The sequence below is a fragment of the Pseudomonas sp. 22490 genome (assembly GCF_052044465.1).
Taxonomy (GTDB): Bacteria; Pseudomonadota; Gammaproteobacteria; order Pseudomonadales; family Pseudomonadaceae; genus Pseudomonas; species Pseudomonas aeruginosa.
Map to the genome: position 1 here is coordinate 91419 of NZ_JBQENS010000023.1, position 21935 is coordinate 113353.

Below are 21935 nucleotides of genomic sequence, written 5' to 3' on the forward strand. Positions count from 1 at the left end.
GCCGGCCGGCCCGCATCAGAACGGCGCGTCGATATCGACCACGTCGATCAGCTTGTGGTTGACGAACTCCTTCAGGCCCAGGCCTAGCAGCTCGCGGCCGTAGCCGGAGCGGCGCACTCCGCCGAACGGCAGGTCGGCCTTGGCCATGGTCGGGTGGTTGACGAACACCATGCCGGTGGAGATGCGCTTGGCGACTTCCGCGCCATGTTTGGCGTCGGCGGTGAACACCGAGCCACCCAGGCCGAACGGCGAGTCGTTGGCGATGGCGATCGCCTCTTCCTCATCGGCGGCGCGGTAGATCAGCGACACCGGCCCGAAGAACTCCCAGTAGTAGGCTGGGTTGTCCGGGGTCACGCCGGTGAGGATGGTCGGCTGCACGAAGGCGCCTTGGGTCGGCACCTTGGGTCCGACCTCAGTGGCGGTAGCGCCGTGGGCGACAGCTTGACGAATCTGCTCCTTGATGTCGTCGGCGGCTTTCTGCGAGGACAATGGCGCCAGGGTGGTTGCCGCATCGAAGGGGTCGCCCGCCTTGAGCGCGGCCACGCCCTCGGTGTAGCGGCGCAGGAACTCGTCGTAGATGGCCTCGACCAGGATGATGCGCTTGGAGGACACGCAGACCTGGCCGGCATTCCAGTGGCGACCGAACACCGCCCACTTCACGGTCTTGTCCAGTTCGGCGTCGGCCAGTACCACGAAGGCGTCGGCGCCCCCCAGTTCCAGCGTCGACTTCTTCAGCGCCTTGCCGGCCTGGGCGGCGACCACTGCGCCGGCACCCTCCGAGCCGGTCAAGGCCACGCCGTGCACGCGCGGATCGTTGATGATGGTCTCGATCTGCTGGCGCGTGGCGTAGAGGTTCTTGAAGGCGCCTTGCGGCAAGCCCGCGTCGAGCATCAGTTTCTCGAAGGCGTCCGCGCTCTGCGGCACGTTGGCGGCGTGCTTGAGCAACAAGGTATTGCCAGCGGCCAGCTGCGGAGCCAGGATGCGGGCGATCTGGTAGTAGGGGAAATTCCACGGCTCGATCGCCAGGATCACGCCCAGCGGCTCGTGCACCAGCAGCGCGTCGCCTTCGGCCGGATCGGCCACCGGCAATTTCTCCGGTGCCAGCAGGGCTTCGGCGTGCTTCACGTAGTACTCAAAGATGCGCGCGGACAGCTCGACCTCGGCCAGCGCTTCGGCGGTGATCTTGCCCATCTCCAGGGTCAGCAGCCCCGCATGCGCCTCGGCATTCTCGCGCAGCAGGTCGGCGGCGCGCTGCAGGATCGCACCGCGCTCTTCGAACGAGCGCTCGCGCCAGGCCAGGAAGGCTTCATGGGCGGCGCCGATGGCCTGGGAGACTTCGGCGTCGGTAGCGTCGGGGAAGGTCTTGACGACTTCGCCGGTGTAGGGGTTGGTGGTGGCGTAGGCCATAGCTATGACTCCTTGCAGCAGTGAACGAACAAGTTGCGTTCGGCTCGACACGAGCCGGACGCGGTGGGTTTCAGCGCAGGGCGAAGCCGAGCGCGTTCAGGGCCTCGCGCAGGCGGTGGCGGCCCATCAACGCTTCGGCACTGCCGACGCGCTGCAATGACGTCTGCGACCAGGGCCGGTCGTCGCGTTGCTGGTCCTGCTGGAAGCGGCGCATCAGCGGGTCGTAATGCCCCACCGCGACCGCCTCGCCCGCGGCGTCGTAGTGCTCGCGGTGCAGCACCGCCGCCTGCGCCAGGCGCGGCTTGATCTCGGCCGGGCGGGCCTGATCGGGATGGCCCACGCACATGCCGAACACCACGAAGCTGTCCTGCGGCAGGCCCAGTTCGGCGGCGGCCGCCTCCGGCTGGTTGCGCATGCCGCCGATATAGACGATGCCCAGCCCCTGGGCCTCGAAGGCGACCACGGCGTTCTGCGCGGCCAGCGCGGTGTCGACCACACCGACGGTGTAGCTCTCCAGGTAGTCGATACCGTCGGTCGCCACGCCTTGCGCGGCACCGAGCCGGCGCAGCCGCGACCAGTCGGCGACCCAGGCCAGGAACAGCGGGGCCTCGGCCACGTGCCGCTGGCCGCCTGCCAGCTCGGCCAGCCGCGCCCGCCGCGCGGGGTCGCGCACGGCGATCACGCTCCATGGCTGCAGGTTGGACGAACTGGAGGCCGATTGCGCGGCGGCGATGGCGAGTTCAAGCGCCTCGTCGTCGACCGGCTGATCGGTGTAGGCGCGCACCGAGCGGTGCGCCAGCAGCGCCGCCAGGACGGCGGGAACGGGCGGCAACGGTCGGGTGGCAACCTCCCCGTAGCGGGCCTGCCACGCAGTGGCGGGATCAATTTGTTGGGATGTCATGCCAGATTCCTGTGCGTGTGTGGGAGCGTCGACTCAGGCCGCAGGCGGCGCATCGATACCGTCGAGCAGGACCACGCGGTATTCCGCGCCCTTGAACCGGTGCGCTCGTGCCGCCTGGTAGGCGGGGCTGTGATACCAGGCGCGCGCGGCCTGCATATCGGGAAAGCGCAGGATCACGCCGCCCTCGATCGTCGGGCCTTCCAGCACTTCGAAATCGTCATAGAACGCCAACGGCGTCAGGTCGTGCCCTTCGCGCGCGGCTGGAGCTTCCTTGGCGTAGGTGTCAAGTTCGCCGGCGTCGAGGGTGCGTTCTCGCAGGAAAACCACATAAGCGGACATGTTCAGACTCCTCACAGAAGGGAAAGCAGGGCCTTGGCGGCGTCGGCGGACGAGGCCGGGTTCTGGCCGGTGACCAGCAGGCCGTCGGTCTGCACATGCGAGGCCCAGTCGGCGCCCTGGCTGTAGTGGCCGCCATTGGCCTTGAGCACGTCTTCGACCAGGAACGGCACCACCTCGGTCAGGCCGACCGCTTCCTCCTCGCTGTTGCTGAAGCCGGTCACCCGCTTGCCGGCGACCAGCGGCTTGCCGTCGACGCCCTCGGCGTGGCGCAGCACGCCCGGCGCGTGGCAGACCGCACCGACCGGCTTGCCGGCCCTGACCGCCGCCTCGATCAGGCCGATCGAGGCGGGGTCTTCGGCCAGATCCCAGAGCGGGCCGTGGCCGCCGGGGTAGAACACCGCATCGAATTCGCCGATGGCGACTTCGGACAGCTTGCGGGTGTTGGCCAGCGCCTTCATCGCGTCGGCGTCGGACTGGAAGCGGCGGGTGGCCTCAGTCTGGGCGTCGGGTTCGTCGCTCTTGGGGTCGAGAGGCGGCTGGCCGCCCCTGGGCGAGGCCAGTGTCAGGGTCGCGCCGGCATCGTGGAAGGCGTAGTAGGGTGCGGCCAGTTCCTCCAGCCAGAAACCGGTCTTCCTGCCGGTGTCGCCGAGCTGGTCGTGAGAGGTGAGGACGACGAGAATGTTTGCCATGTGGAAGTTCTCCTTGGAATGATGAAGATGGAAAGGTTCAGGCGCCGGCCACGCGCACCACGACCTTGCCGAAGTGCTTACCGGCCAGCAGGTCGATCAGCGCCTGCGGCGCGCGCTCCAACCCCTCGACGAAGTCCTCGCGGAGCTTGACCTTGCCCGCGGCGACCCAGCCGCCCATGTCGCACTGGAAGGCTGTGAAGCCGTCGGCGTAGTGATCGCTGATGATGAAGCCCTGGAGCAGCAGGCGCTTGCGCAGCACCAGGCCCAGCAGCTGCGGCATACGGTCCGGGCTGGGCGGCAGGCCGGTGTCGTTGTAATGCGCGATCAGCCCGCACACCGGCACGCGGGCGCCGACGTTGAGTCGCGGCAGCACGGCGTCGAGCACTGCACCACCGACGTTCTCGTAGTAGACGTCGATGCCCTGCGGCGTGGCGGCCGCCAGTTGCTCGGCGAAGTCAGGCGCACGGTGGTCGAGGCAGACGTCAAAGCCCAGCGCTTCCACCGCGTAGCGGCATTTCTCCTCCCCGCCGGCGATGCCGATGGCGCGCGCACCCTTGAGCCTGGCAAGCTGCCCGACCACCGAGCCGACCGCGCCGGTGGCCGAGGCGACGACCACGGTCTCGCCCGCTTGCGGCCGGCCGATGTTCAGCAGGCCGTGGTAGGCGGTGAACCCCGGCATGCCCAGCACGCTCAGCGCCAGCGAGGGCTGCGCCAGGCTGCGGTCGAGCAGGCTCAGGCCATGCCCGTCGGACAACGTGTGGCTCTGCCAGCCGGTATCGCCGAGCTCCAGATCGCCGGGTTGAAAATCGGGGTGATGCGAGACCGCCACCCGGCTCACCGCGCCGCCGCTCGGCACCGCGCCCAGTTCCCACGGCGGCGCGTAGGACGGTGCATCGCTCATCCGCCCGCGCATGTACGGGTCGAGCGAGAGATAGAGCGTCTCCAACAGCAATTGACCCGCGGCGGATTGAGGCAGCGGCCCCTGCTCCAGCCGGAAGTCTTCCGGCTTCGGCTCGCCCACAGGGCGCGAGGCAAGCACGATGCGGGTCTGGGTGATCTCAGTCATGAGTGAGCTCCTTGAGGATGTGAGGTAAAGGCGGCCAAACAAAACAGATACATTGCTTGATTAGACCGGTCGTATAGCTCCCGGACAAAAAAACTGGTGTTTCAGGTGCCGACCGCAGCAGGCAGCCCCAGCAACCCACGCGTAGCGGTCAATGCGGACTCAAGAGGTACGCGGTCGCGCGTAATCTTGGCGCGCAAGCTCGCCCCTAGCCACAATTGGTACAGCGTGGTCGCCATGGCGCTGGCATCCGGCTGCGAGGCAAGGGAGCCGTCTGCTACGCCAGCCTCGATGGCACGGGTCAGGCGCGCAATGATGCGTGCAGTCCCATAATCGAGGACGGAACGCATCGCTTCGGAAAGGTCGCTGACCTCGGCGGCCAGCTTGACCGCCAGGCACTTGCCTTTCGGATCGCAGGTTGCCTGGGTCTCCAGCCAGTGCTCGAAATAGGCCATCAAGCGCTCCCCGGCCGACACGTCGGACCGAGCCAGCACGGCATCAAGCGCAGCCAGGTAATCGGTGAAATAGTTTTCCAGCAAGGCCTCACCAAACGCCTCCTTCGACCCGAAGTAATGATAGAACGAGCCCTTGGGCACGCTCGAGGCATGGAGGATTTCATTCAGGCCAACGGCACTGAAGCCCTTACCGCCAATGATGCTTTGCGCGGTAGTCAGGATGTGTTGGCGAACGTCGTTCGTAGTATTGGTCATGCGATGCAGTATATTCCAAATTAGACCAGTCGGCTAGTCCTTAAATGCTCCTGCTCCAAATCACACGCCGATCAGTGGCTAAAAATGGAACATCTCCAACCTAATGTCTTCAGTTTTGCGATATCGGGAGCCCTCTTGTTGCATGGACGCGGGATACGCGCATCGCTGTAGTGCCTGCCCCGGCGGATCCGGACACTCTGCCGCTAAGAATCGGGTTGACCCGGACTGGAACCGCCCCTTTAGCGTTTCTTGGCGGCTTGGGCATGACGTTCTGGTACCACGACTGTCTGGCGACGCGCTACCAAGGGAGCCAGGAAAATGGCCTCCGGGTTGCAGTCGCTGACCTTCCACCGCGACGGCGTGGTCGGCACCAAGGTGCTGGAGGCCGGCGGCTTCTTTGACACCGATCGCGGCGGCGGCCTGGACACCCAGCGCATGGTGGTGTGACTCAGGCCCAGGCTGCGCAGCGACATCGCAGATGACTTAAATAGGGAGAGCCAGCAAATCCCTTTGTTTGCTGATGCTCCCGCCATCAACAGCGATGGTGTCGGTTCAACGTCCCAGAGAACCGACACATGCAACCACTCAGCCACTTTCATCGCCGTCTGGCGGGCGGCGGCCTGCTGATCGCCGCCGTACTGATGAGCGGCTGCGCGACGACAACGCCTCCGCCCAAGGCCGCCCCGATCGCAAAGCCGGCGATCGCACCGACGAAGCCGAATCCGGAATTCGTGCCCGTCGTTCGCTATGGCCGTTACACGCTGGTCGAACTGGCGCCGGCATCGGCACAGCAAGACCTGTTGCTGCAGGTTGTCGATGTCTCCATTCCCGACACGCGCAGCGCGACAGTGGGCGATGCACTGCATCACGTCTTGCTGCGTTCCGGCTACCAACTTTGCCCGGTGGGCGACATCACCGCACTCAACTCATTGCCGCTGCCAGCATCCCACTATCGGCTGGGGCCGATGCTGCTTCGCGATGCCCTGCTGACGTTAGCAGGTCCTGCGTGGGATCTGAAAGTCGATGATGGCGCTCGCCGAATTTGCTTCAACCGCGCTCAGCAGCCGTCATCAAGTCAGACCCAATCCCCCCCGCAGTCAGCCTTGAAGGCTGCCGATCATGTCGAAAGACGTCCGCTCACAACGGAGGTGCGGCCATGACCACCATCCCCGGCTCTCCCCGTCGGTCGCGGGTACCGCTGCTGCGCGTGGCCACCATCACCTGGGTCTTGCTGATCAGCACGGGAGTGGTGGTGAATCACGTGGCGTTGTCCAACCTTGCCACCGAGGCAGGCGGCAGCGCACAGAGCACACAAGTCGCAGCCCTGGAGGCCCGGCTGGCAGAACTGAGTCAGCAGCTCGAAGCGCAGCGTCAGCAGCCCGACATGTTGACGACCACGCAATTCGAGATCGAGCGTCAGGCCATCGAGCAATGGGCTTCCAGGATCGAGCAGGCCCTCGGCGAACGGCTGACGGCCGAGAGCCTTGCCCCGTTGCATAGCCGCATCGAGCAACTGGAAGCCCGCCTGGCGAAAGCCGCTCAGGTCGCACCCGCCCCAACCCGCGCGCAGAAAAACCAGGCCTCCAGGCGCAAGGCGGCGGTGCCTCCATTCAAGGTCGTTGGTCTCGAAATGCGGGGCGGTGAACGCTTTTTGTCGATTCAGCCCGCGAGGGGAGCTTCCTCGCCACTGACCGGCGTTTTGCGGCCCGGTGAATCCGAGGCTGGCTGGCGGCTGGAAACCATCGAAGACCGCACCGCCGTGTTCCAGAACAACGGTCAGGTTCTTCGCGTGGTAGCGCCATAGGAGGGCCAGATGAACCGCATGATCATTTCGCTTGCCCTGGCTACCAACCTTGCCGTTGGCGTCATCTCCCCCGTATCAGCACAGAACACCCGCACGTCCACGTCACCTGCTGTACCTGATCAGGAACAGGCGACAACTGCGAGCAACAGCGAGGAGAAAAATGCTCGCGACTGGGGGCTGCGCCTGGAGGAATGGACACGTTACCGGGAGGTGATGCGTGGTCCGCTGGGCATTTTTTCCCCCAATCTCGATCCGCTTACCGCGCTCGGCATCGAGGCGCGTTCAGATGAAGAGCGCCGGCGCTACGCCGAACTGCAGGTTCAGGTCGAAGCGCGGCGTGTCGAGAAAACACTGGCTTACCAGCGTGCTTATGACGCTGCCTGGCAACGCCTGCATCCGGGCATGCAGCGCGTCAATCTGCCGGGGGCCAACCAGACTTTCAGCGCAACCGGTGTGCCGGGCGATGCGAACCGGTTGGCCGTATTCATCAAGGACGGTTGTGCCTCATGCGGCCAGCTTGTCCAGCAATTGCAGACCTCCGGGGCTGAATTCGACCTCTACATGGTCGGCAGCCGCCAGGATGATGCCCGCATCCGCGATTGGGCCAAGCGCGCCCGGATTGACCCCGCCCGTGTTCGTAGCGGCTCCATCACCCTCAACCATGATGCAGGCCGCTGGTTGTCGCTGGGCCTGCAAGGGGATCTGCCAGCCGTCGTGCGGCAGATCGGCGGCGAATGGCAAAGGCAATGAACCGCTATGCACGCCTGCTTGCAGTTCTGGCCGCCTCGATCGCCGGAACCGCGCTCTCCAGGGCACAGGAGATACCGCCTCCTGCCTACCAGGTCGCGGCGCAGCGTGCGGAAATTCCGTCCCCGGTGCTCTATGCCGTTGCGCTGCAGGAGAGCGGCTTGCGGCGTGGTGGCCGACTGGTCCCATGGCCCTGGACCCTGAACGTCGCTGGAACCGCCCGCCGTTTCGGTAGCCACGCCGAGGCATGCAACGGGCTGAACAAAGCGTTGCGCGAAGTGCCGCCAACCCGCATCGACGCGGGACTGGCTCAGATCAACCTGGGTTATCAGAAGCATCGCTACAGCCACCCCTGTGACCTGCTCGATCCATATCGCAACCTCGCGATCGCGGCCGAAATCCTGCGTGAACAACATACGCCGGGCGAAGACTGGTTGCTCGCGATCGGCCGCTATCACCGCCCGGCTGGCGGCGCTCCCGCCGCGCGCTACCGGCGCAGCGTCAGCCAGCACCTGGCGCGCGTGGTCGGTCCTTCCCGTGCTGACGCTTCCACCAGGAGGAATACCCCATGAAGCATACCTTCACTGCCGTTGCCGCGAGGCCGATTCTTTGCGCCCTGTTATGTGCCGGTGGTCTGCCAGCCCTGGCAGGCCAACCGCCTCTCGTGGTGGTCGAGGACCATGGAGGCAGGTCGGCCTTGCCTTATTACCAGGCGCTGGACCTGCCACCACGCCAGGGTCAACCGGACCCGCCGCGGATCTCTGTGCCGCCGTCCGCAGACAAGACCTTCAGCGAAGCCGATATGCTGCCCGTGCGCTCGGAGCGGCTGTCGCCCGGCGATGAACCTCGCAGGGTGATCCAGGCACCAGGCCTGGCACCCGTTTTCCTCATCGGTGATGACAAACGCTCCCGCGCCTGGCTGATTGAGCGCAAGGCGGCGCTGCACGAAATCAGCGCCGTCGGTCTCGTGGTCAATGTCGGATCGGCGGAGACACTTACTGGGTTGCGCAAGCTGGCTCCCGAGCTCACGTTGTCTCCGGTATCGGGTGACGACCTCGCGCAGCGGTTGGGACTGCGGCATTACCCGGTCCTGATCACCGCCACCGGCATCGAGCAGTGAGTGCGCCATCATGGCCCAGCCTCATGCGGTGGAAGTGCTGCTGCGGCCAGCGGTGGAGCTATACACCGTTGCGGTTTGCGCCGGCGCCGCGTTGGTGTGCATGGTGGCACCCTGGTCGCTGGCGTTAAGCCCGCTGCTGGGCTTCGCCAGCGCTATGGCATTCCTCGTGTTCGGCGGCATCCGCTTGCGCGAGGCGATGGCTATCTTGCGATACCGCCGCAACATCCGCCGCCTGCCTCGCTATGTCATGACCAGCCGGCAGGTGCCGGTCAGTCGGCAACGCCTGTTTATCGGCCGCGGTTTTCGCTGGGATCAACGCCACACTCACCGGCTGATGCAAACCTATCGACCGGAGTTTCGGCGCTACGTCGAACCCACGCCGATCTACCGCCTTGCCCGGCGCGTCGAAGAGCGTCTGGAGTTCGCGCCGTTTCCGCTTTCAAAACTCGCTCGGGTGATTGCATGGGACAGCCCATTGAATCCCGCGCGACAGCTGCCCCCAGTGGGAGGCACGCCACGCCTGCACGGCATCGAGCCGCACGAGATCGACGTCACCCTGCCGCTCGGCGAACGCGTCGGCCACTCGCTTGTGCTGGGAACCACCCGCGTCGGCAAAACTCGCCTGGCCGAATTATTCATCACGCAAGACATCCGTCGGCGCAACGCCTCCGGTGAGCATGAGGTCGTCATCGTCTTCGATCCAAAGGGTGACGCAGACCTGTTGAAACGGATGTACGTCGAGGCCAAACGCGCCGGGCGTGAGGGCGAATTCTATGTGTTTCATCTCGGATGGCCCGACATTTCGGCCCGCTACAACGCTGTGGGACGCTTCGGCCGCATCAGTGAAGTGGCGACCCGCATCGCCGGGCAGCTTTCCGGGGAAGGCAATAGCGCTGCATTCCGTGAATTTGCATGGCGGTTCGTCAACATCATCGCCAGGGCCCTGGTGGAGCTGGGGCAGCGGCCGGACTACCTGCTGATCCAGCGGCATGTCGTGAACATCGACGCGCTGTTCATCGAATATGCCCAACGCTACTTCGCAATCCATGAGCCGAAGGCCTGGGAGATCATCGTTCAGTTGGAGGGCCGGATCAACGACAAGAACACTCCACGTCACATGATGGGCAGGGAGAAGCGCGTGGTGGCGCTCGAACAGTATCTGTCTCAGGTGCGCGTGTACGACCCCGTGCTTGATGGCTTGCGGTCGGCAGTGCGTTATGACCGCACCTATTTCGACAAGATCGTCGCGTCGTTGTTGCCGTTGCTTGAGAAGCTCACCACCGGCAAAACCGCACAGCTGCTCGCCCCCAACTATTCCGACCTGAACGACCCGCGGCCGATCTTCGACTGGATGCAGATCATCCGCAAGAGGGCGGTCGTTTACGTTGGCCTGGATGCCTTGTCGGATGCAGAGGTTGCGGCGGCGGTCGGAAACTCGATGTTCAGCGACCTGGTATCCGTCGCTGGACACATCTACAAATTCGGGATTGATGACGGCCTTCCCGGCGCGGCTACCGGGGTGAAAATTCCCATCAACGTCCACGCGGACGAATTTAATGAATTAATGGGCGATGAGTTCATTCCCATGGTCAACAAAGGTGGCGGCGCGGGACTCCAGGTCACGGCCTATACCCAAACGTTGAGCGATATCGAAGCACGCATCGGCAACCGCGCCAAGGCTGGCCAGGTCGTCGGCAACTTCAATAATCTCTTCATGCTGCGGGTACGCGAAACGGCCACGGCAGAGCTGTTGACCAAACAGCTTCCCAAGGTCGAGGTTTACACGACTTCGCTGATGAGCGGTGCCACCGATAGCTCGGATATTCGCGGCCAGACGGACTTCACCAGCAACACCCAGGATCGCATCACCACGACAAGCGTGCCGTTGATCGAACCCGCGCATGTGGTGTCTCTGCCCAAAGGTCAGGCGTTCGCATTGCTGGAGGGCGGCAACCTGTGGAAAATCCGCATGCCGCTCCCGGCTCCCGACCCAGACGAGGAGATGCCGCGGGATCTACAGCAACTCGCCGGGTACATGCGTCAGCACTACGTCGAAGCCGGCGACTGGTGGGAAAACCAGGGACTTCCCGGCCTTCAGGATGAGCCCTTGCCGGACGACCTTCTCGACGGTTTCCGGCACATTGCCACAGCTGAAGACGAAGCGGCTCTGCCATGAGCGATCCGGCCGCGACAGTGCAACGCCAGCAGAACCGCCAGCAGGGGCTGATCGCCGGCATCATCACGCTGCCGTTTCGCCTCTTCGGCGTACTGTGCGGCTCGCTCCTTCTGTGCATCGTCATCGAGTGCGTGGGCATGCACCTGTTCTGGCCGGAACAGGGATGGCGGCACGCACAGGGAATGCTGGACTACGAGCTGGCGCAGCTCTCCGGCCACTTCACCCGTAGCGCTCTCGTACAGGAGCCGGGGCGCACTGCCCATTGGCTGGTCGAACAGGCCCACGAGTGGATCTTCGTCAAAACCGGCCTGCTGGAATGGATGCGCAATGCGGCGAACCAGGCCAGCGCTCCCAGCCATGGCGCAGCGCGGGATTTTCGCTACTACATCAGCCAAGCCTATGTCTGGGTGGAAAGCTACCTGATCGCCGCGGCGTTCACGACCCTGGTGTTCATCGTGCGCCTGATGGTAATGGTGCTCACCTTGCCGCTGTTCCTGATGGCGGCCTTCGTCGGGCTGGTCGACGGCCTCGTGCGCCGCGACATCCGCCGTTTCGGCGCCGGACGCGAATCCGGCTTCATCTATCATCGCGCCAAAGCATCGCTGATGCCGCTGGCGGTGCTGCCATGGGTCATCTACCTGGCGCTCCCATTGAGTGTGAGTCCCTTGCTCATCCTGTTGCCCAGCGCGGTGCTGCTGGGACTGGCGACGGACATCACAGCCAGCAGCTTTAAGAAGTATTTATAGGTGTATTGCCACGATGCAAACTGACACTCAGGTCCGCAAATGTTGATCGGCAATAACGATCAATATTCAATTATTGATCTGCAAAAACATTTATGAAAACCGAAATACTTCTGCCATGATGAAATTTCCACACGGTGCTATCAAAAATAGGGAGCCCGGAGTGGAATAGCGACCAACACCATGGAAATCCGCCCGCGCTGTCATTGGTGGGCTTTCCCCTCCGGCCATTGATGGCCTTTCCGGCAGACAAAAAGAACGCCAGCAAGGAGGGCAAATGCTCATTCTGACGCGCCGCGTCGGTGAAATCATCCGTATTGGGGACGATATCACCGTCACCGTCCTGGGGGTCAAAGGCCAGCAGGTGAAGTTCGGAACCTCTGCGCCGAAGGACGTGAATGTTCACAGAGAGGAAATCTATGACCGGATTCACGGCGAAAGAGTTTCGGCTCTTTCTGGAAAGAACCTCTATTAGACAGAAGCTATGAATACAGGCGCAATTTTGCGCCTGCTTCTCTTTTCAGTTCGTGGGTCGATCAACCCAGCAGCGTTTTCGCAAGCGACATCTGTTCATGTTCGAAGGCAGGCGCGAAATCGTCCAGCTCGTTCGAGCGCAACCCCACCGCGGCACTGAGCGCGACCTTCCGCCAATCCAGAACGGCTGCATGCACTTCGGCCAGCACGGCCAGTGCATCGCTCCTGCTCAACGAAAAATACGCGCTTCGGGCCAGCAGCATCTCAAGATCGGTGATCGGCCCATCCTCTTCTGACAGCCAGGTCTTGGATTCCCTGTCCTTGTCGGGGAAGGGATTGACGTCGAAGGCCGGCGCCAGTCGCCAGAGCCCCCGTTCGACATGCAGAAAACCATGGTTCTGCAGGTGGTCATCCACATTGGTGATCAACAGGTTGAAGACCAGGCGCCGCCACAATTGCTGCACATCGGCGGTCGGCGCATGTCCCAGCGAGCGGATAACGTCCGCGATCTCGGTGTAGCTTCGATCCTCTTCGCGCGAAGCCTGCAACAGGGATGCGGCCGACTGATACGGTATGCGCCCGTCGGCACCATCGCGATCGAAGCGGCGGATGATCGCGACCGGTATGCCGTCGAGTTCCACGATACGGGCAGGCGCAGCGTCGATGCCGACACGTTGCGCCAGGCACAGGGCCAGCACCTCTCCGCGTGTCACGCTGCGCGTATCCCCCACGCTCGGGAATTTTCCGATGGCCAGCGCGCCATCCTCGTCGACCACAGTGCTCTTGGGCCGCATGCCGCCAAGAGACGTGCCCTTGCCCTGCAGGTAACGCAGATCCTCGGTGCTTTCCTGGCCTTGCTCGACCGCACGGCTGGCGCTGTAGATGCGTTGCAGTTCCAGAAGCGGCGGTGTGCTGCGCCTGCCGTCCTCCACCGTCCGACAATAGCGGCCATCCTGGTCGCGCAGACGTAAGGCGCCAACCCGACTGAAGTCGTCAACCGCAAGCAGGTAGTCCAGCTCGGTCAACGGGGCGAGCGCTGCGTTGTCCTTGCGGCGCCTGGCGTGGTCCCGCGCGATGACCCTGCGTCCCCATGCGTCCGGAGCCGTATCGGCAAGGGCGAAGTGAAAGACGGAATCATGTGCTGACGGTGCCCTGCGCGGTTGATACCCGGCGTGAAGACCGAGATCGGCGGACACATTGAAGCCGGTCGGGTTTGCCAGCCAGTTCTGGTCGTAGGCGAAGGTGGTGTTTTCGCGGCGGCCCTGCTTGACGTAGACGAGGGTGCCGACTGGCGTGCCCGCCTTGCCGATGCAGACCTGAATCTGCTGACGTATCGAAACAGCCGATTTCATAGCGCCCCCGATTTGCCCGGCTTGCTACGCACACGCTGGGGCAGGTTTTCGTCCATCAGCGTCAGGCCGATGTCGTCACGCGCCGTATCCAGCAGGCCAGCCAGCGCCTGTATCTCACCGAAGACATGCAGTGCGCGGGCAAAGAAGTGGATGGGCACGCGCACATCACCTTTTTCCATGCGCCGGACGGTGGACACGGATGCGCCCATTCGCTCGGCCAGCGAGGCCTGCGAAATCCGGCGGCGCCTGCGTGCCAGCGCGACGTCGCTGCCGAGCTTGCGGATAGCACGCTCGACAGGCAGCGGCAATGGAACATCTACTTTACCACTCTCAACGGAGTGACTATCTGGTTTATGTGTTTTCATGAGGCGGATTATTGCATTCCACCGCCTAATTTTCAATAACCGCTCTCAAGGGAGCGCAATTGTCAGATTTGCACTCCTGTCGGGATGCTTATCTGCGGTGGAAGCACCTTTCCCCCTGGTATTCCGCAAGCGGTTCCGGAGCAAGCGAACACGCCACATTCGATCCCTGTTGACCCCCAGCGAGCACCCACAGCCGACAGCGGCCGATACCACGTGGGCACGTCCGGACAGGCATATCCCCCGCATCCCAAGAATGTGGTGAGCCGGCAGTTCTCATTGTTTGCGGCTTTCACACGCTCACCGCCGCAGCATCAAGCCATTACGCATCAACGGGGAATGCACGATGGCACGGTCCTACCGCCCGGCACTTGCAAGGCGCAGCACGCTCGCAGCACTGCTGATTGTCGGCCTGTCGACGGCTCTACCGGCAGTCGCGGCCGACGACAGCACTGAGAAGGAGCACCTGGCGGCAGTCGTTCGCCAGCTGGACCTGCTCGATCGTCTCGCGAAGCAGTCCGCTGCGACCGCATCGCAGGAGCGCGCCCGCTATCACTTCGACTACACCCGCCTCACGGCTGACCTGCAGCGCATGCGGACCGGCATCAATGACTACCTGACGCCGCAGCGCGCCCAACCGCGCGACCCCGCGGCGTTGCAGGGCGACTACCGACAGGACTCCGAACAGGAGCCGAAGAAATGAATGCCAGCCAGATCACCGCCTTTCAGGCCAACGGCGGCTTCACCCCATCCGCCGTCTCCGTCGTGCTGGTCGGCGCTGTGTTCGCGGTCCTGCTGCTGTGGGGCGCGTGGGCACTGCGTACCGCCTATGTCGGCTGGTCGGAGCAGCGGATTTCCCAGCGTCAGTTCCTCGGCGTCGCGGTGCGTTTTGTCGCGATGTACGTCGTGCTGACTTTTTTCCTCCTCTCGTAACGCAAAGGCTCACATCATGAATCCGGTTTCGCACCCCTTCCGCTCCGCACGCATCGCCGCCCTGGCGTCCCTGCCGGCGTTTGCCATGCTGAGTTCGCTCGCTCAGGCCCAGGGCCTGCCCACGCTTGAAGACCCGTCGCGCGGCACGGGCTCGGGCATCATGGATACGCTGCGCAACTACGGCTACGACATCGTGATGCTGATCGCCTTGCTGGTGGTCGCATCGATGTTCGTCGGCGTTTGCTATCACGCTTACGGCACCTATGCCGAAATCCACACGGGCCGCAAAACGTGGGGCCAGTTCGGTCTGACAGTCGCGGTAGGCGCCGTCCTCCTGGTCGTCGGCATCTGGCTGCTCACCGAAGCCACCGGCGTTCTGTGAGGTACGAGCATGCCTGAGCATCAGGACGTCCGGCCTGACGGAACGGTAGCGTTCCTGCCGCATCGCCTCAACCGCCATCCCGTGGTCGTTCGCGGCCTCACGGCCGATGAACTATGGGTGTGCGCGGGCCTGTCGGGCGCGGCCGGCCTGTCGGTGGGCATTCCGATGGCGATCATCTTCTCGATGATCGCCATCGCGCCCACCGCCATCGTGCTTGGCATCGCCGCCGGCGTCTTTGCCGGCGGCGGCATGTTGCGCCGCCAGAAACGCGGCAGGCCCGACACCTGGCTTTACCGGCAGATCCAATGGTGGATCGCACGACGGCATCCGGGCATTGCCCAGTTCGTCGGCGGGCGGGACCTGGTGACCCGTTCGGGCTACTGGACAACCAGGCGGAGGGCCGCCTCATGAGCCGGTTCAAGAACGAGATCACCCATCTGCAGGCGCATATCAAGACCCTGCGCCTGGGAGCGGGCGCTTTGCTGCTGGTGGCCCTGGTCATGGGGATCGGCTGGTGGAATGCGCCGCGCGACCTGACCATTCACGTGCCGCCGGACCTGCGCTCGGGCAGCACCAGGAAATGGTGGGAAGTGCCGCCAGAGTCGGTTTATTCGTTCTCGTTTTATATCTGGCAGCAACTCCAGCGCTGGCCCGTCAATGGCGATGAAGACTATTCCCGCAACATCCATGTGCTATCGCCTTACTTCACGCCATCCTGCCAGAGCTTCCTGCGCCACGACTACGAATATCGCCGCACGGCCGGCGAGCTGCGTCAGCGCGTGCGCGGTATCTACGAGATCCCCGGCCGGGGCTACGGAGAAGACCCCACGCTGCGCGTCAAGGCCGTCTCGGACCGCGACTGGATCGTCACGCTGGATGTGACAGCAGATGAATATTACGGCTCCGAACAGGTCAAGCGGGCGCTGGTGCGCTACCCCCTCAAGGTCGTGCGCTCGGATGTCGATCCGGAACGCAACCCGTTCGGTCTGGCCATCGACTGCTACAGCGGCGCGCCGCAGCGCATCACCACCCCTGACCCTGTGCCCCCGACCGGAGCGACATCCGGCGGCCTCGGCGGCCCATTGGGAGACACGCCATGAAACACGTCCTCTATCTCCTCGGCATCCTGGTCACCGCGGGACTGCCCACTGCGGTCCAGGCGCTGGAAATCCTGCGCTGGGAGCGACTGCCGCTGGCTGTGTCCCTGCATGTGGATCGGGAGCGCGTCGTCTTTATCGACCGCAACGTCCGTGTCGGCGTCCCGGCATCGCTGGCCGGCCGCCTGCGTGTCCAGAGTGCCGGTGGCGCGATCTACCTGCGTGCCAGCGAACCGATCGAGCCCACGCGACTGCAATTGCAGGACGCCGATAGCGGTGCGTTGATCCTGCTGGACATTGCCGCCGAAGCTGCACCGGCAGGTCAGGCACCGCTGGAGCCCGTGCGCATTGTCGAGGCCGAGGGTGCGCCCACCCGTTACGGCGACCTGACAGCGGCAGCAACGGCTGACGACGACACGCAGGATACGGTGTCTCGCACAGCTCGCGAGACGCCGGTGCCCGTAGTGCTGACACGCTATGCCGCCCAGAACCTCTATGCGCCCCTGCGTACTGTCGAACCGGTATCCGGCATCACGCGCGTCAATCTGAAACGCAACCTGCCGCTGGATACCTTGTTGCCGACCCTGCCGGTACGCACCCGGGCGCTCGCCGCTTGGCGGCTCGATGGCCTTTGGGTCACGGCTGTGCGCCTCACCAACACCTCGAAACGCTGGCTGTCTCTCGACCCACGCGATCTGCAAGGCGACTTCGTGACGGGGGCCTTCCAGCACAACACGCTGGGGCCGGCCGGCACGCCCGATGACACGTCCGTGGTTTATCTGGTGACCAAAGGACACGGCCTGGCTGAATCGCTGCTGCCAACGATCAGTCCCGTCAACGCGGCGCTGAACCTGCCGGAGCCGAAGGCACCGACCGCCAAGAATGGAGGCCGTCATGAAAGGTAATGGCCTGCTCAAGTGGCTGATGATCCCTATGGCGCTGTTGCTGGTCTTTGTCGGCGTGAAGCTGTTTTCCGGCGGGGGTAGCCAGCCCGGCCGCGATGGCGGAACACAGCTCACGCCGGAAGAAGCCAGGGCGCTTGGCATCGAAGGCGACACGCCGCGGGATACGGTGGCGACCTTGGTCGGCCAGGTCCGGCAGCTGCGTACCGAACTGCAAACCGCGCTCACCGACAACAAGACCCAGAAAGCGGAGAACGAGCGCCTGCGCCAACGCGAGGGCGCCATCGATCGCCGTATCCAGAGTGCCCTGGAAACTGAGCGCAATCAGTTGAAGAACGACCGCGAGCAGGTCGCCAGCGAACGCCAGCAAACTCAGGGTCTGCTGCAGGATCTCCAACGCCAGTTCGAGAACCTGAGCAACAAGAGCGGACATGCCGATCTGCCGGTCGGGCTGGGACTGGAGCCTGGTGACGGCCCCGGAGCCGATGGCGTGCGCTGGATCGAGCCGGAAGATGCCCGCAGCGACGACAAAAGCCGCACCCCTGGCACAGCCGGGAACTTCACATTCCCGACCAGTTTCGGCCCGGCACAGAAAACGCTGGATACGACGAGGGATGCAGTCGTCGACGCCGGCAGCAAGGCAACCGGCGTCTCCACGGCGAAGCCCGTCTATACCGTACCTACGAACGCCACGTTGATGGGGTCGATTTCGATGACGGCGTTGATCGGGCGTGTGCCTGTCGACGGGACCGTGAACGATCCATACCCCTTCAAGGTCCTGATCGGTCCGGACAACCTTACCGCCAATGGCATCGATATTCCCGATGTCGCCGGTGCGGTCGTCAGCGGAACGGCGTCGGGCGACTGGACGCTCTCCTGCGTGCGCGGGCAAATCCGTTCGGTCACTTTCGTGTTCCATGACGGCACCATCCGCACGGTGCCCGAGGATGGCGAGCGTGGCGGCAACCGCCAGCAGAGCAACAACGCCAACGGCAACAGCACGCAGGACGGCCTCGGCTGGATCAGCGATCCCTACGGCATTCCCTGCGTGAGCGGTGAACGGCGCAGCAATGCCCAGCAGTATCTCGGCACTCAGGCACTGATCACCGCTGCCGGGGCAGGTGCGGCATCGCTGATCAAATCCGACAACGGCAGCGTGGCGGTAGTCGCCAACAACAACGGCTCGCTCGGCACGGTCGGCATTTCCGGCAACGAAGCGATGGGCCGCATCCTCGCCGGTGGCGTCCAGGACATGTCGCAGTGGGTGAACAAGCTCTATGGCCAGGCGTTCGCGGCGGTGTACGTCAAACCCGGCGCCAGGGTCGCGGTTCATCTCGAACAACCCCTCACCATCGATTACGACCCGAAGGGGCGCAAGGTCGATCATCGTCTCGGAGGTGCTTCTGATGCACAGGATCTGGATTAACGGCCTGGCGGTGCTGGTCATTGCCGTAGCGCTTGGCGGCTGCTCGACCAGCAAGGAAAAACTGCTGCCCCACGATGGTCAGACCATGATGGACATCTGGAACGAGGAAACCGGCGGCAGCGCCCGCGGCGGTCAGGCCGCACGGCAGTTGCTCGACGCCAGACAATCGCTGCGCCGTCCGCTGACCGAAGTCGATGTGAAGGCCGCACCTGCGGTCAATGCCAGCTATACCCGCACGGCGCAAAACGAGATCTACCGGCAGTTCCAGCGCCTGCCGAACCCCGATCTCACCCTGTACGTGTTTCCGCATCTCGCGGGCACCGATCCGGTGCCAATTCCCGGCTACACCACTGTCTTCCCGCTGTACCAGCGCGTGCAATACGCCATGCCGGGCGAACGGACCGAGGACTACTGATGGGACCGTTTTTCAAACGCCGCGCTACGGCGACAGAGGTCAATAGCGGCTCCTCGCCAGATGCTCCATCGGATGCCTGGGCTCGCTATCTTGCGTCACTGGAGGCACACGGAATCCCTGAACCCGGCAAGCGGGACACAGCCAGGCACAGGCCAGCGACACTGGCCGATGAGCAGGCGCTGTACGACGTTTCGCCGTCCTTTGCCGACCTGCTGCCGTGGGTGGAGTATCTGCCGGAATCCAGGTGCATGCTTCTGGAGGACGGTGTTTCCGTCGCGGCATTTTTCGAGTTGATGCCGATCGGCACGGAAGGACGGGAAGCATCCTGGCTGGCTCAGGTCCGGGACGCGCTGGAAAACGCGCTGCAGGACAGTTTCGACGAGCTGGACGAGTCACCATGGGTGGTGCAGTTGTATGCCCAGGATGATGCCGACTGGAACCGCTATCTTTCCACGCTTGAAAACTACCTTCAGCCCCGGGCCAGGGAAAGCGAGTTCACGAAGTTCTATCTCCGTTTCTTCGGCCACCATCTGCGCGCCGTCTCCCGGCAGGGAGGGCTGTTCGAGGACCGCACGGTCACGCGCTTGCCCTGGCGCGGGCAGACGCGACGTGTCCGGCTGGTCGTCTATCGGCGCGTCGGCAATGCGCCGGCCCGGCGCGGGCAATCCCCCGAGCAGGCGCTGAATGTCGTCTGCGAACGCCTGGCTGGCGGCCTCGCCAATGCCGGTGTGCAGGCGCACCGCCTCGATGCCGCCGCGATCCACGCCTGGTTGCTGCCCTGGTTCAATCCAGGACCGGCGCTGCTGGGTCCGACAGACGAAGACCGCGAGCGCTTCTATCGCCTGGCTTCCTATCCTGAAGACACCGAAGAAGGCGAACTGGAACTTGCCAGCGGCACTGACTTCGCGCAGCGGCTGTTTTTCGGCCAGCCGAGATCCGATGTCGAGAACGGCCTCTGGTTCTTCGACGGCATGCCCCATCGAACCATCGTGCTCGACCGTTTGCGCACGCCGCCGGCAACCGGCCATCTGACCGGAGAAACCCGCAAGGGGGGCGACGCCATCAATGCCCTGTTCGACCAGATGCCCGAAGACACGACCATGTGCCTCACCCTGGTGATCACGCCGCAGGACACTCTCGAAGCCCATCTGAACCATCTGGCAAAAAAAGCGGTCGGCGAAACCCTGGCATCGGAGCAGGCGCTCAAGGACGTGCAACAGGCACGCGGTCTGATCGGCAGTTCGCACAAGCTCTACCGCGCTTCGCTGGCGTTCTACCTGCGCGGCCGCGACCTGGCCGATCTCGATATGCGCGGCCTTCAGCTCGGCAATGTCCTGCTCAATGCGGGCCTGCAGCCCGTGCGTGAGGAAGACGAAGTTGCCCCGCTCAACAGCTACCTGCGCTGGCTTCCTTGCGTCTACGACCCCGGCAAGGACAAACGGCAGTGGTACACGCAACTGATGTTTGCCCAGCACGCGGCCAATCTGGCCCCGGTCTGGGGGCGCAGTCAGGGAACAGGCCATCCCGGCATCACCTTCTTCAATCGCGGCGGTGGCACCGTCACCTTCGATCCGCTAAACCGCCTCGATCGGCAGATGAATGCGCACCTGTTCCTGTTCGGGCCCACCGGCTCGGGCAAGAGCGCCACCCTGAACAACATCCTCAACCAGATCACCGCGATTTATCGCCCACGGATGTTCATCGTGGAAGCAGGCAACAGCTTCGGCCTGTTCGGCGATTTCGCGGCGCGGCTGGGCCTCACTGTGCATCGCGTCAAGCTGTCGCCCGGCGCTGGCGTGAGCCTCGCACCGTTTGCCGATGCCTGGCGACTGGTGGATACGCCAAGCCAGGTGCAGACGCTCGATGCGGATGCGCTGGACGACGACGCAGCAGAAGAGGAATCGGCGGAAGGCGACGAACAGCGTGACGTGCTCGGGGAACTGGAAATCACTGCGCGGCTCATGATCACAGGCGGCGAGGACAAAGAGGAAGCCCGAATGACGCGGGCCGATCGCAGCCTGATCCGACAGTGCATTCTTGAGGCCGCACAGCGTTGCGTGTCGGAGAAGCGCACGGTGTTGACCCGCGACGTGCGCGATGCGTTGCGTGAGCGCGGCCGTGATTCCACGCTGCCTGAAACCCGCCGCACGCGCTTACTGGAAATGTCGGATGCCATGGATATGTTCTGCCAAGGGATCGATGGCGAGATGTTCGACCGGCCCGGGACACCGTGGCCGGAAGCGGACATCACCATCGTCGACCTGGCGACGTTCGCGCGCGAGGGCTACAACGCGCAGCTTTCGATCGCGTACATCAGCCTCATCAACACGGTCAACAACATCGCTGAACGCGATCAGTTTCTCGGCCGCCCCATCATCAACGTGACAGATGAGGGCCATATCATCACCAAGAACCCGTTGCTCGCGCCCTATGTCGTGAAAATCACCAAAATGTGGCGCAAGCTGGGGGCCTGGTACTGGCTAGCTACACAGAACCTCGACGACCTGCCGAAAGCGGCCGAGCCCATGCTCAACATGATTGAATGGTGGGTCTGCCTCAGCATGCCCCCCGACGAGGTAGAGAAGATCGCCCGTTTCCGCGAACTCAACCCGTCACAGAAAGCCCTGATGCTCTCAGCCAGGAAGGAGGCAGGCAAGTTCACGGAAGGGGTGATCCTGTCCAAGTCGATGGAACTGCTGTTCCGCGCCGTCCCGCCCAGCCTGTACCTGGCGCTTGCCATGACTGAGCCGGAAGAGAAAGCGGAGCGCTACCAGCTGATGCAGCAGTTCGGCATCAGCGAGCTCGATGCCGCCTTCAAGGTCGCGGAAAAAATCGACCGGGCGCGCGGCATCAACTCTTTGCCCCTGGACGCATTGGAGTGAACCGGGAAGTG

General features: G+C 63.9%; 26 protein-coding genes. 18 read left to right on the plus strand and 8 right to left on the minus strand.

Going from position 1 to position 21935, the window contains the following annotated elements; genetic code table 11:
• Nucleotides 1-15 precede the first annotated feature (15 nt).
• The 6 genes from ACTJJX_RS23480 to ACTJJX_RS23505 form a co-directional block, all read right to left on the minus strand.
• Complete coding sequence (locus ACTJJX_RS23480) at nt 16-1407, minus strand: NAD-dependent succinate-semialdehyde dehydrogenase (RefSeq protein ID WP_023102500.1); 1392 nt, start codon at nt 1405-1407, stop codon at nt 16-18.
• 70 nt (nt 1408-1477) lie between these two features.
• Nucleotides 1478-2308 carry an NADPH-dependent oxidoreductase gene (locus tag ACTJJX_RS23485; RefSeq protein WP_023102499.1) on the minus strand — a complete coding sequence of 277 codons (831 nt, stop codon included), beginning with the start codon at nt 2306-2308 and terminating at the stop codon, nt 1478-1480.
• Between the two features lie 33 nt (nt 2309-2341).
• The gene (locus ACTJJX_RS23490; RefSeq protein ID WP_023102498.1) at nt 2342-2647 is read right to left on the minus strand and encodes a DUF1330 domain-containing protein; all 306 of its coding nucleotides are present in this window, start codon (nt 2645-2647) and stop codon (nt 2342-2344) included.
• Nucleotides 2648-2658: 11 nt separating this feature from the next.
• Nucleotides 2659-3336, minus strand: coding sequence for a type 1 glutamine amidotransferase domain-containing protein (locus tag ACTJJX_RS23495; RefSeq protein ID WP_023102497.1), 678 nt, complete (start codon nt 3334-3336; stop codon nt 2659-2661).
• 37 nt (nt 3337-3373) lie between these two features.
• Nucleotides 3374-4402, minus strand: coding sequence for an NADP-dependent oxidoreductase (locus ACTJJX_RS23500; protein WP_146537836.1), 1029 nt, complete (start codon nt 4400-4402; stop codon nt 3374-3376).
• Nucleotides 4403-4503: 101 nt separating this feature from the next.
• Nucleotides 4504-5109 carry a TetR/AcrR family transcriptional regulator gene (locus ACTJJX_RS23505; protein ID WP_023102495.1) on the minus strand — a complete coding sequence of 202 codons (606 nt, stop codon included), beginning with the start codon at nt 5107-5109 and terminating at the stop codon, nt 4504-4506.
• A 318-nt stretch (nt 5110-5427) separates the two neighbouring features.
• Between ACTJJX_RS23505 and ACTJJX_RS23510 the strand changes: the two genes are divergently transcribed.
• The 9 genes from ACTJJX_RS23510 to csrA all read left to right on the plus strand — a co-directional run bounded on the left by ACTJJX_RS23510 (nt 5428) and on the right by csrA (nt 12174).
• Nucleotides 5428-5556, plus strand: a complete 129-nt coding sequence (locus ACTJJX_RS23510) for a hypothetical protein (protein ID WP_257719772.1) — start codon at nt 5428-5430, stop codon at nt 5554-5556.
• A 128-nt stretch (nt 5557-5684) separates the two neighbouring features.
• Nucleotides 5685-6269: a PilL N-terminal domain-containing protein gene (locus ACTJJX_RS23515; RefSeq protein WP_023102493.1), complete on the plus strand. Its 585-nt coding sequence runs from the start codon at nt 5685-5687 to the stop codon at nt 6267-6269.
• Nucleotides 6266-6913, plus strand: coding sequence for a hypothetical protein (locus ACTJJX_RS23520; RefSeq protein ID WP_023102492.1), 648 nt, complete (start codon nt 6266-6268; stop codon nt 6911-6913). Before ACTJJX_RS23515 ends, ACTJJX_RS23520 begins: the two co-directional genes overlap by 4 nt.
• Before the next feature lie 18 nt (nt 6914-6931).
• The gene (locus ACTJJX_RS23525; RefSeq protein ID WP_105608877.1) at nt 6932-7663 is read left to right on the plus strand and encodes a TIGR03759 family integrating conjugative element protein; all 732 of its coding nucleotides are present in this window, start codon (nt 6932-6934) and stop codon (nt 7661-7663) included.
• Nucleotides 7660-8232 carry a transglycosylase SLT domain-containing protein gene (locus ACTJJX_RS23530; RefSeq protein ID WP_023102490.1) on the plus strand — a complete coding sequence of 191 codons (573 nt, stop codon included), beginning with the start codon at nt 7660-7662 and terminating at the stop codon, nt 8230-8232. The genes ACTJJX_RS23525 and ACTJJX_RS23530 overlap by 4 nt, the downstream gene beginning before the upstream one ends.
• The gene (locus ACTJJX_RS23535) at nt 8229-8780 is read left to right on the plus strand and encodes an integrating conjugative element protein (protein ID WP_023102489.1); all 552 of its coding nucleotides are present in this window, start codon (nt 8229-8231) and stop codon (nt 8778-8780) included. Before ACTJJX_RS23530 ends, ACTJJX_RS23535 begins: the two co-directional genes overlap by 4 nt.
• A gap of 10 nt (nt 8781-8790) precedes the next feature.
• Nucleotides 8791-10956, plus strand: coding sequence for a type IV conjugative transfer system coupling protein TraD (gene traD / locus ACTJJX_RS23540; RefSeq protein WP_023102488.1), 2166 nt, complete (start codon nt 8791-8793; stop codon nt 10954-10956).
• The gene (locus ACTJJX_RS23545; protein ID WP_146537837.1) at nt 10953-11702 is read left to right on the plus strand and encodes a TIGR03747 family integrating conjugative element membrane protein; all 750 of its coding nucleotides are present in this window, start codon (nt 10953-10955) and stop codon (nt 11700-11702) included. Before traD ends, ACTJJX_RS23545 begins: the two co-directional genes overlap by 4 nt.
• Nucleotides 11703-11976: 274 nt before the next feature.
• Nucleotides 11977-12174, plus strand: coding sequence for a carbon storage regulator CsrA (gene csrA, locus ACTJJX_RS23550; protein WP_010427565.1), 198 nt, complete (start codon nt 11977-11979; stop codon nt 12172-12174).
• A 61-nt stretch (nt 12175-12235) separates the two neighbouring features.
• Here csrA and ACTJJX_RS23555 read toward each other — a convergent pair whose 3' ends face one another.
• A complete protein-coding gene (locus tag ACTJJX_RS23555) occupies nt 12236-13525 on the minus strand; it encodes a type II toxin-antitoxin system HipA family toxin (protein WP_033938200.1) in 1290 nt (429 codons plus the stop codon).
• The gene (locus ACTJJX_RS23560; RefSeq protein ID WP_049874857.1) at nt 13522-13890 is read right to left on the minus strand and encodes a helix-turn-helix domain-containing protein; all 369 of its coding nucleotides are present in this window, start codon (nt 13888-13890) and stop codon (nt 13522-13524) included. The genes ACTJJX_RS23555 and ACTJJX_RS23560 overlap by 4 nt, the downstream gene beginning before the upstream one ends.
• A gap of 343 nt (nt 13891-14233) precedes the next feature.
• Between ACTJJX_RS23560 and ACTJJX_RS23565 the strand changes: the two genes are divergently transcribed.
• From ACTJJX_RS23565 to ACTJJX_RS23605, 9 genes are all read left to right on the plus strand, one after another.
• On the plus strand, nt 14234-14590 hold the full coding sequence (locus ACTJJX_RS23565; protein ID WP_023102483.1) for an RAQPRD family integrative conjugative element protein: 357 nt from the start codon (nt 14234-14236) through the stop codon (nt 14588-14590).
• Nucleotides 14587-14820 carry a TIGR03758 family integrating conjugative element protein gene (locus ACTJJX_RS23570; protein WP_023102482.1) on the plus strand — a complete coding sequence of 78 codons (234 nt, stop codon included), beginning with the start codon at nt 14587-14589 and terminating at the stop codon, nt 14818-14820. The genes ACTJJX_RS23565 and ACTJJX_RS23570 overlap by 4 nt, the downstream gene beginning before the upstream one ends.
• A gap of 85 nt (nt 14821-14905) precedes the next feature.
• Nucleotides 14906-15202, plus strand: a complete 297-nt coding sequence (locus ACTJJX_RS23575) for a TIGR03745 family integrating conjugative element membrane protein (RefSeq protein WP_227507244.1) — start codon at nt 14906-14908, stop codon at nt 15200-15202.
• 9 nt (nt 15203-15211) lie between these two features.
• A complete protein-coding gene (locus ACTJJX_RS23580) occupies nt 15212-15613 on the plus strand; it encodes a TIGR03750 family conjugal transfer protein (RefSeq protein WP_023102480.1) in 402 nt (133 codons plus the stop codon).
• Entirely contained in the window at nt 15610-16302 is a 693-nt protein-coding gene (locus ACTJJX_RS23585; protein ID WP_023102479.1) for a PFL_4703 family integrating conjugative element protein, read from the plus strand. Before ACTJJX_RS23580 ends, ACTJJX_RS23585 begins: the two co-directional genes overlap by 4 nt.
• Nucleotides 16299-17204 (plus strand): TIGR03749 family integrating conjugative element protein, encoded by a 906-nt coding sequence (locus ACTJJX_RS23590; protein ID WP_023102478.1) that lies wholly within the window; start codon nt 16299-16301, stop codon nt 17202-17204. Before ACTJJX_RS23585 ends, ACTJJX_RS23590 begins: the two co-directional genes overlap by 4 nt.
• Complete coding sequence (locus ACTJJX_RS23595; RefSeq protein WP_023102477.1) at nt 17194-18627, plus strand: TIGR03752 family integrating conjugative element protein; 1434 nt, start codon at nt 17194-17196, stop codon at nt 18625-18627. Before ACTJJX_RS23590 ends, ACTJJX_RS23595 begins: the two co-directional genes overlap by 11 nt.
• Nucleotides 18608-19042 (plus strand): TIGR03751 family conjugal transfer lipoprotein, encoded by a 435-nt coding sequence (locus tag ACTJJX_RS23600; protein WP_023102476.1) that lies wholly within the window; start codon nt 18608-18610, stop codon nt 19040-19042. The genes ACTJJX_RS23595 and ACTJJX_RS23600 overlap by 20 nt, the downstream gene beginning before the upstream one ends.
• Nucleotides 19042-21924 (plus strand): conjugative transfer ATPase, encoded by a 2883-nt coding sequence (locus tag ACTJJX_RS23605; protein ID WP_033938203.1) that lies wholly within the window; start codon nt 19042-19044, stop codon nt 21922-21924. Before ACTJJX_RS23600 ends, ACTJJX_RS23605 begins: the two co-directional genes overlap by 1 nt.
• The last annotated feature ends 11 nt before the right edge of the window (nt 21925-21935 follow it).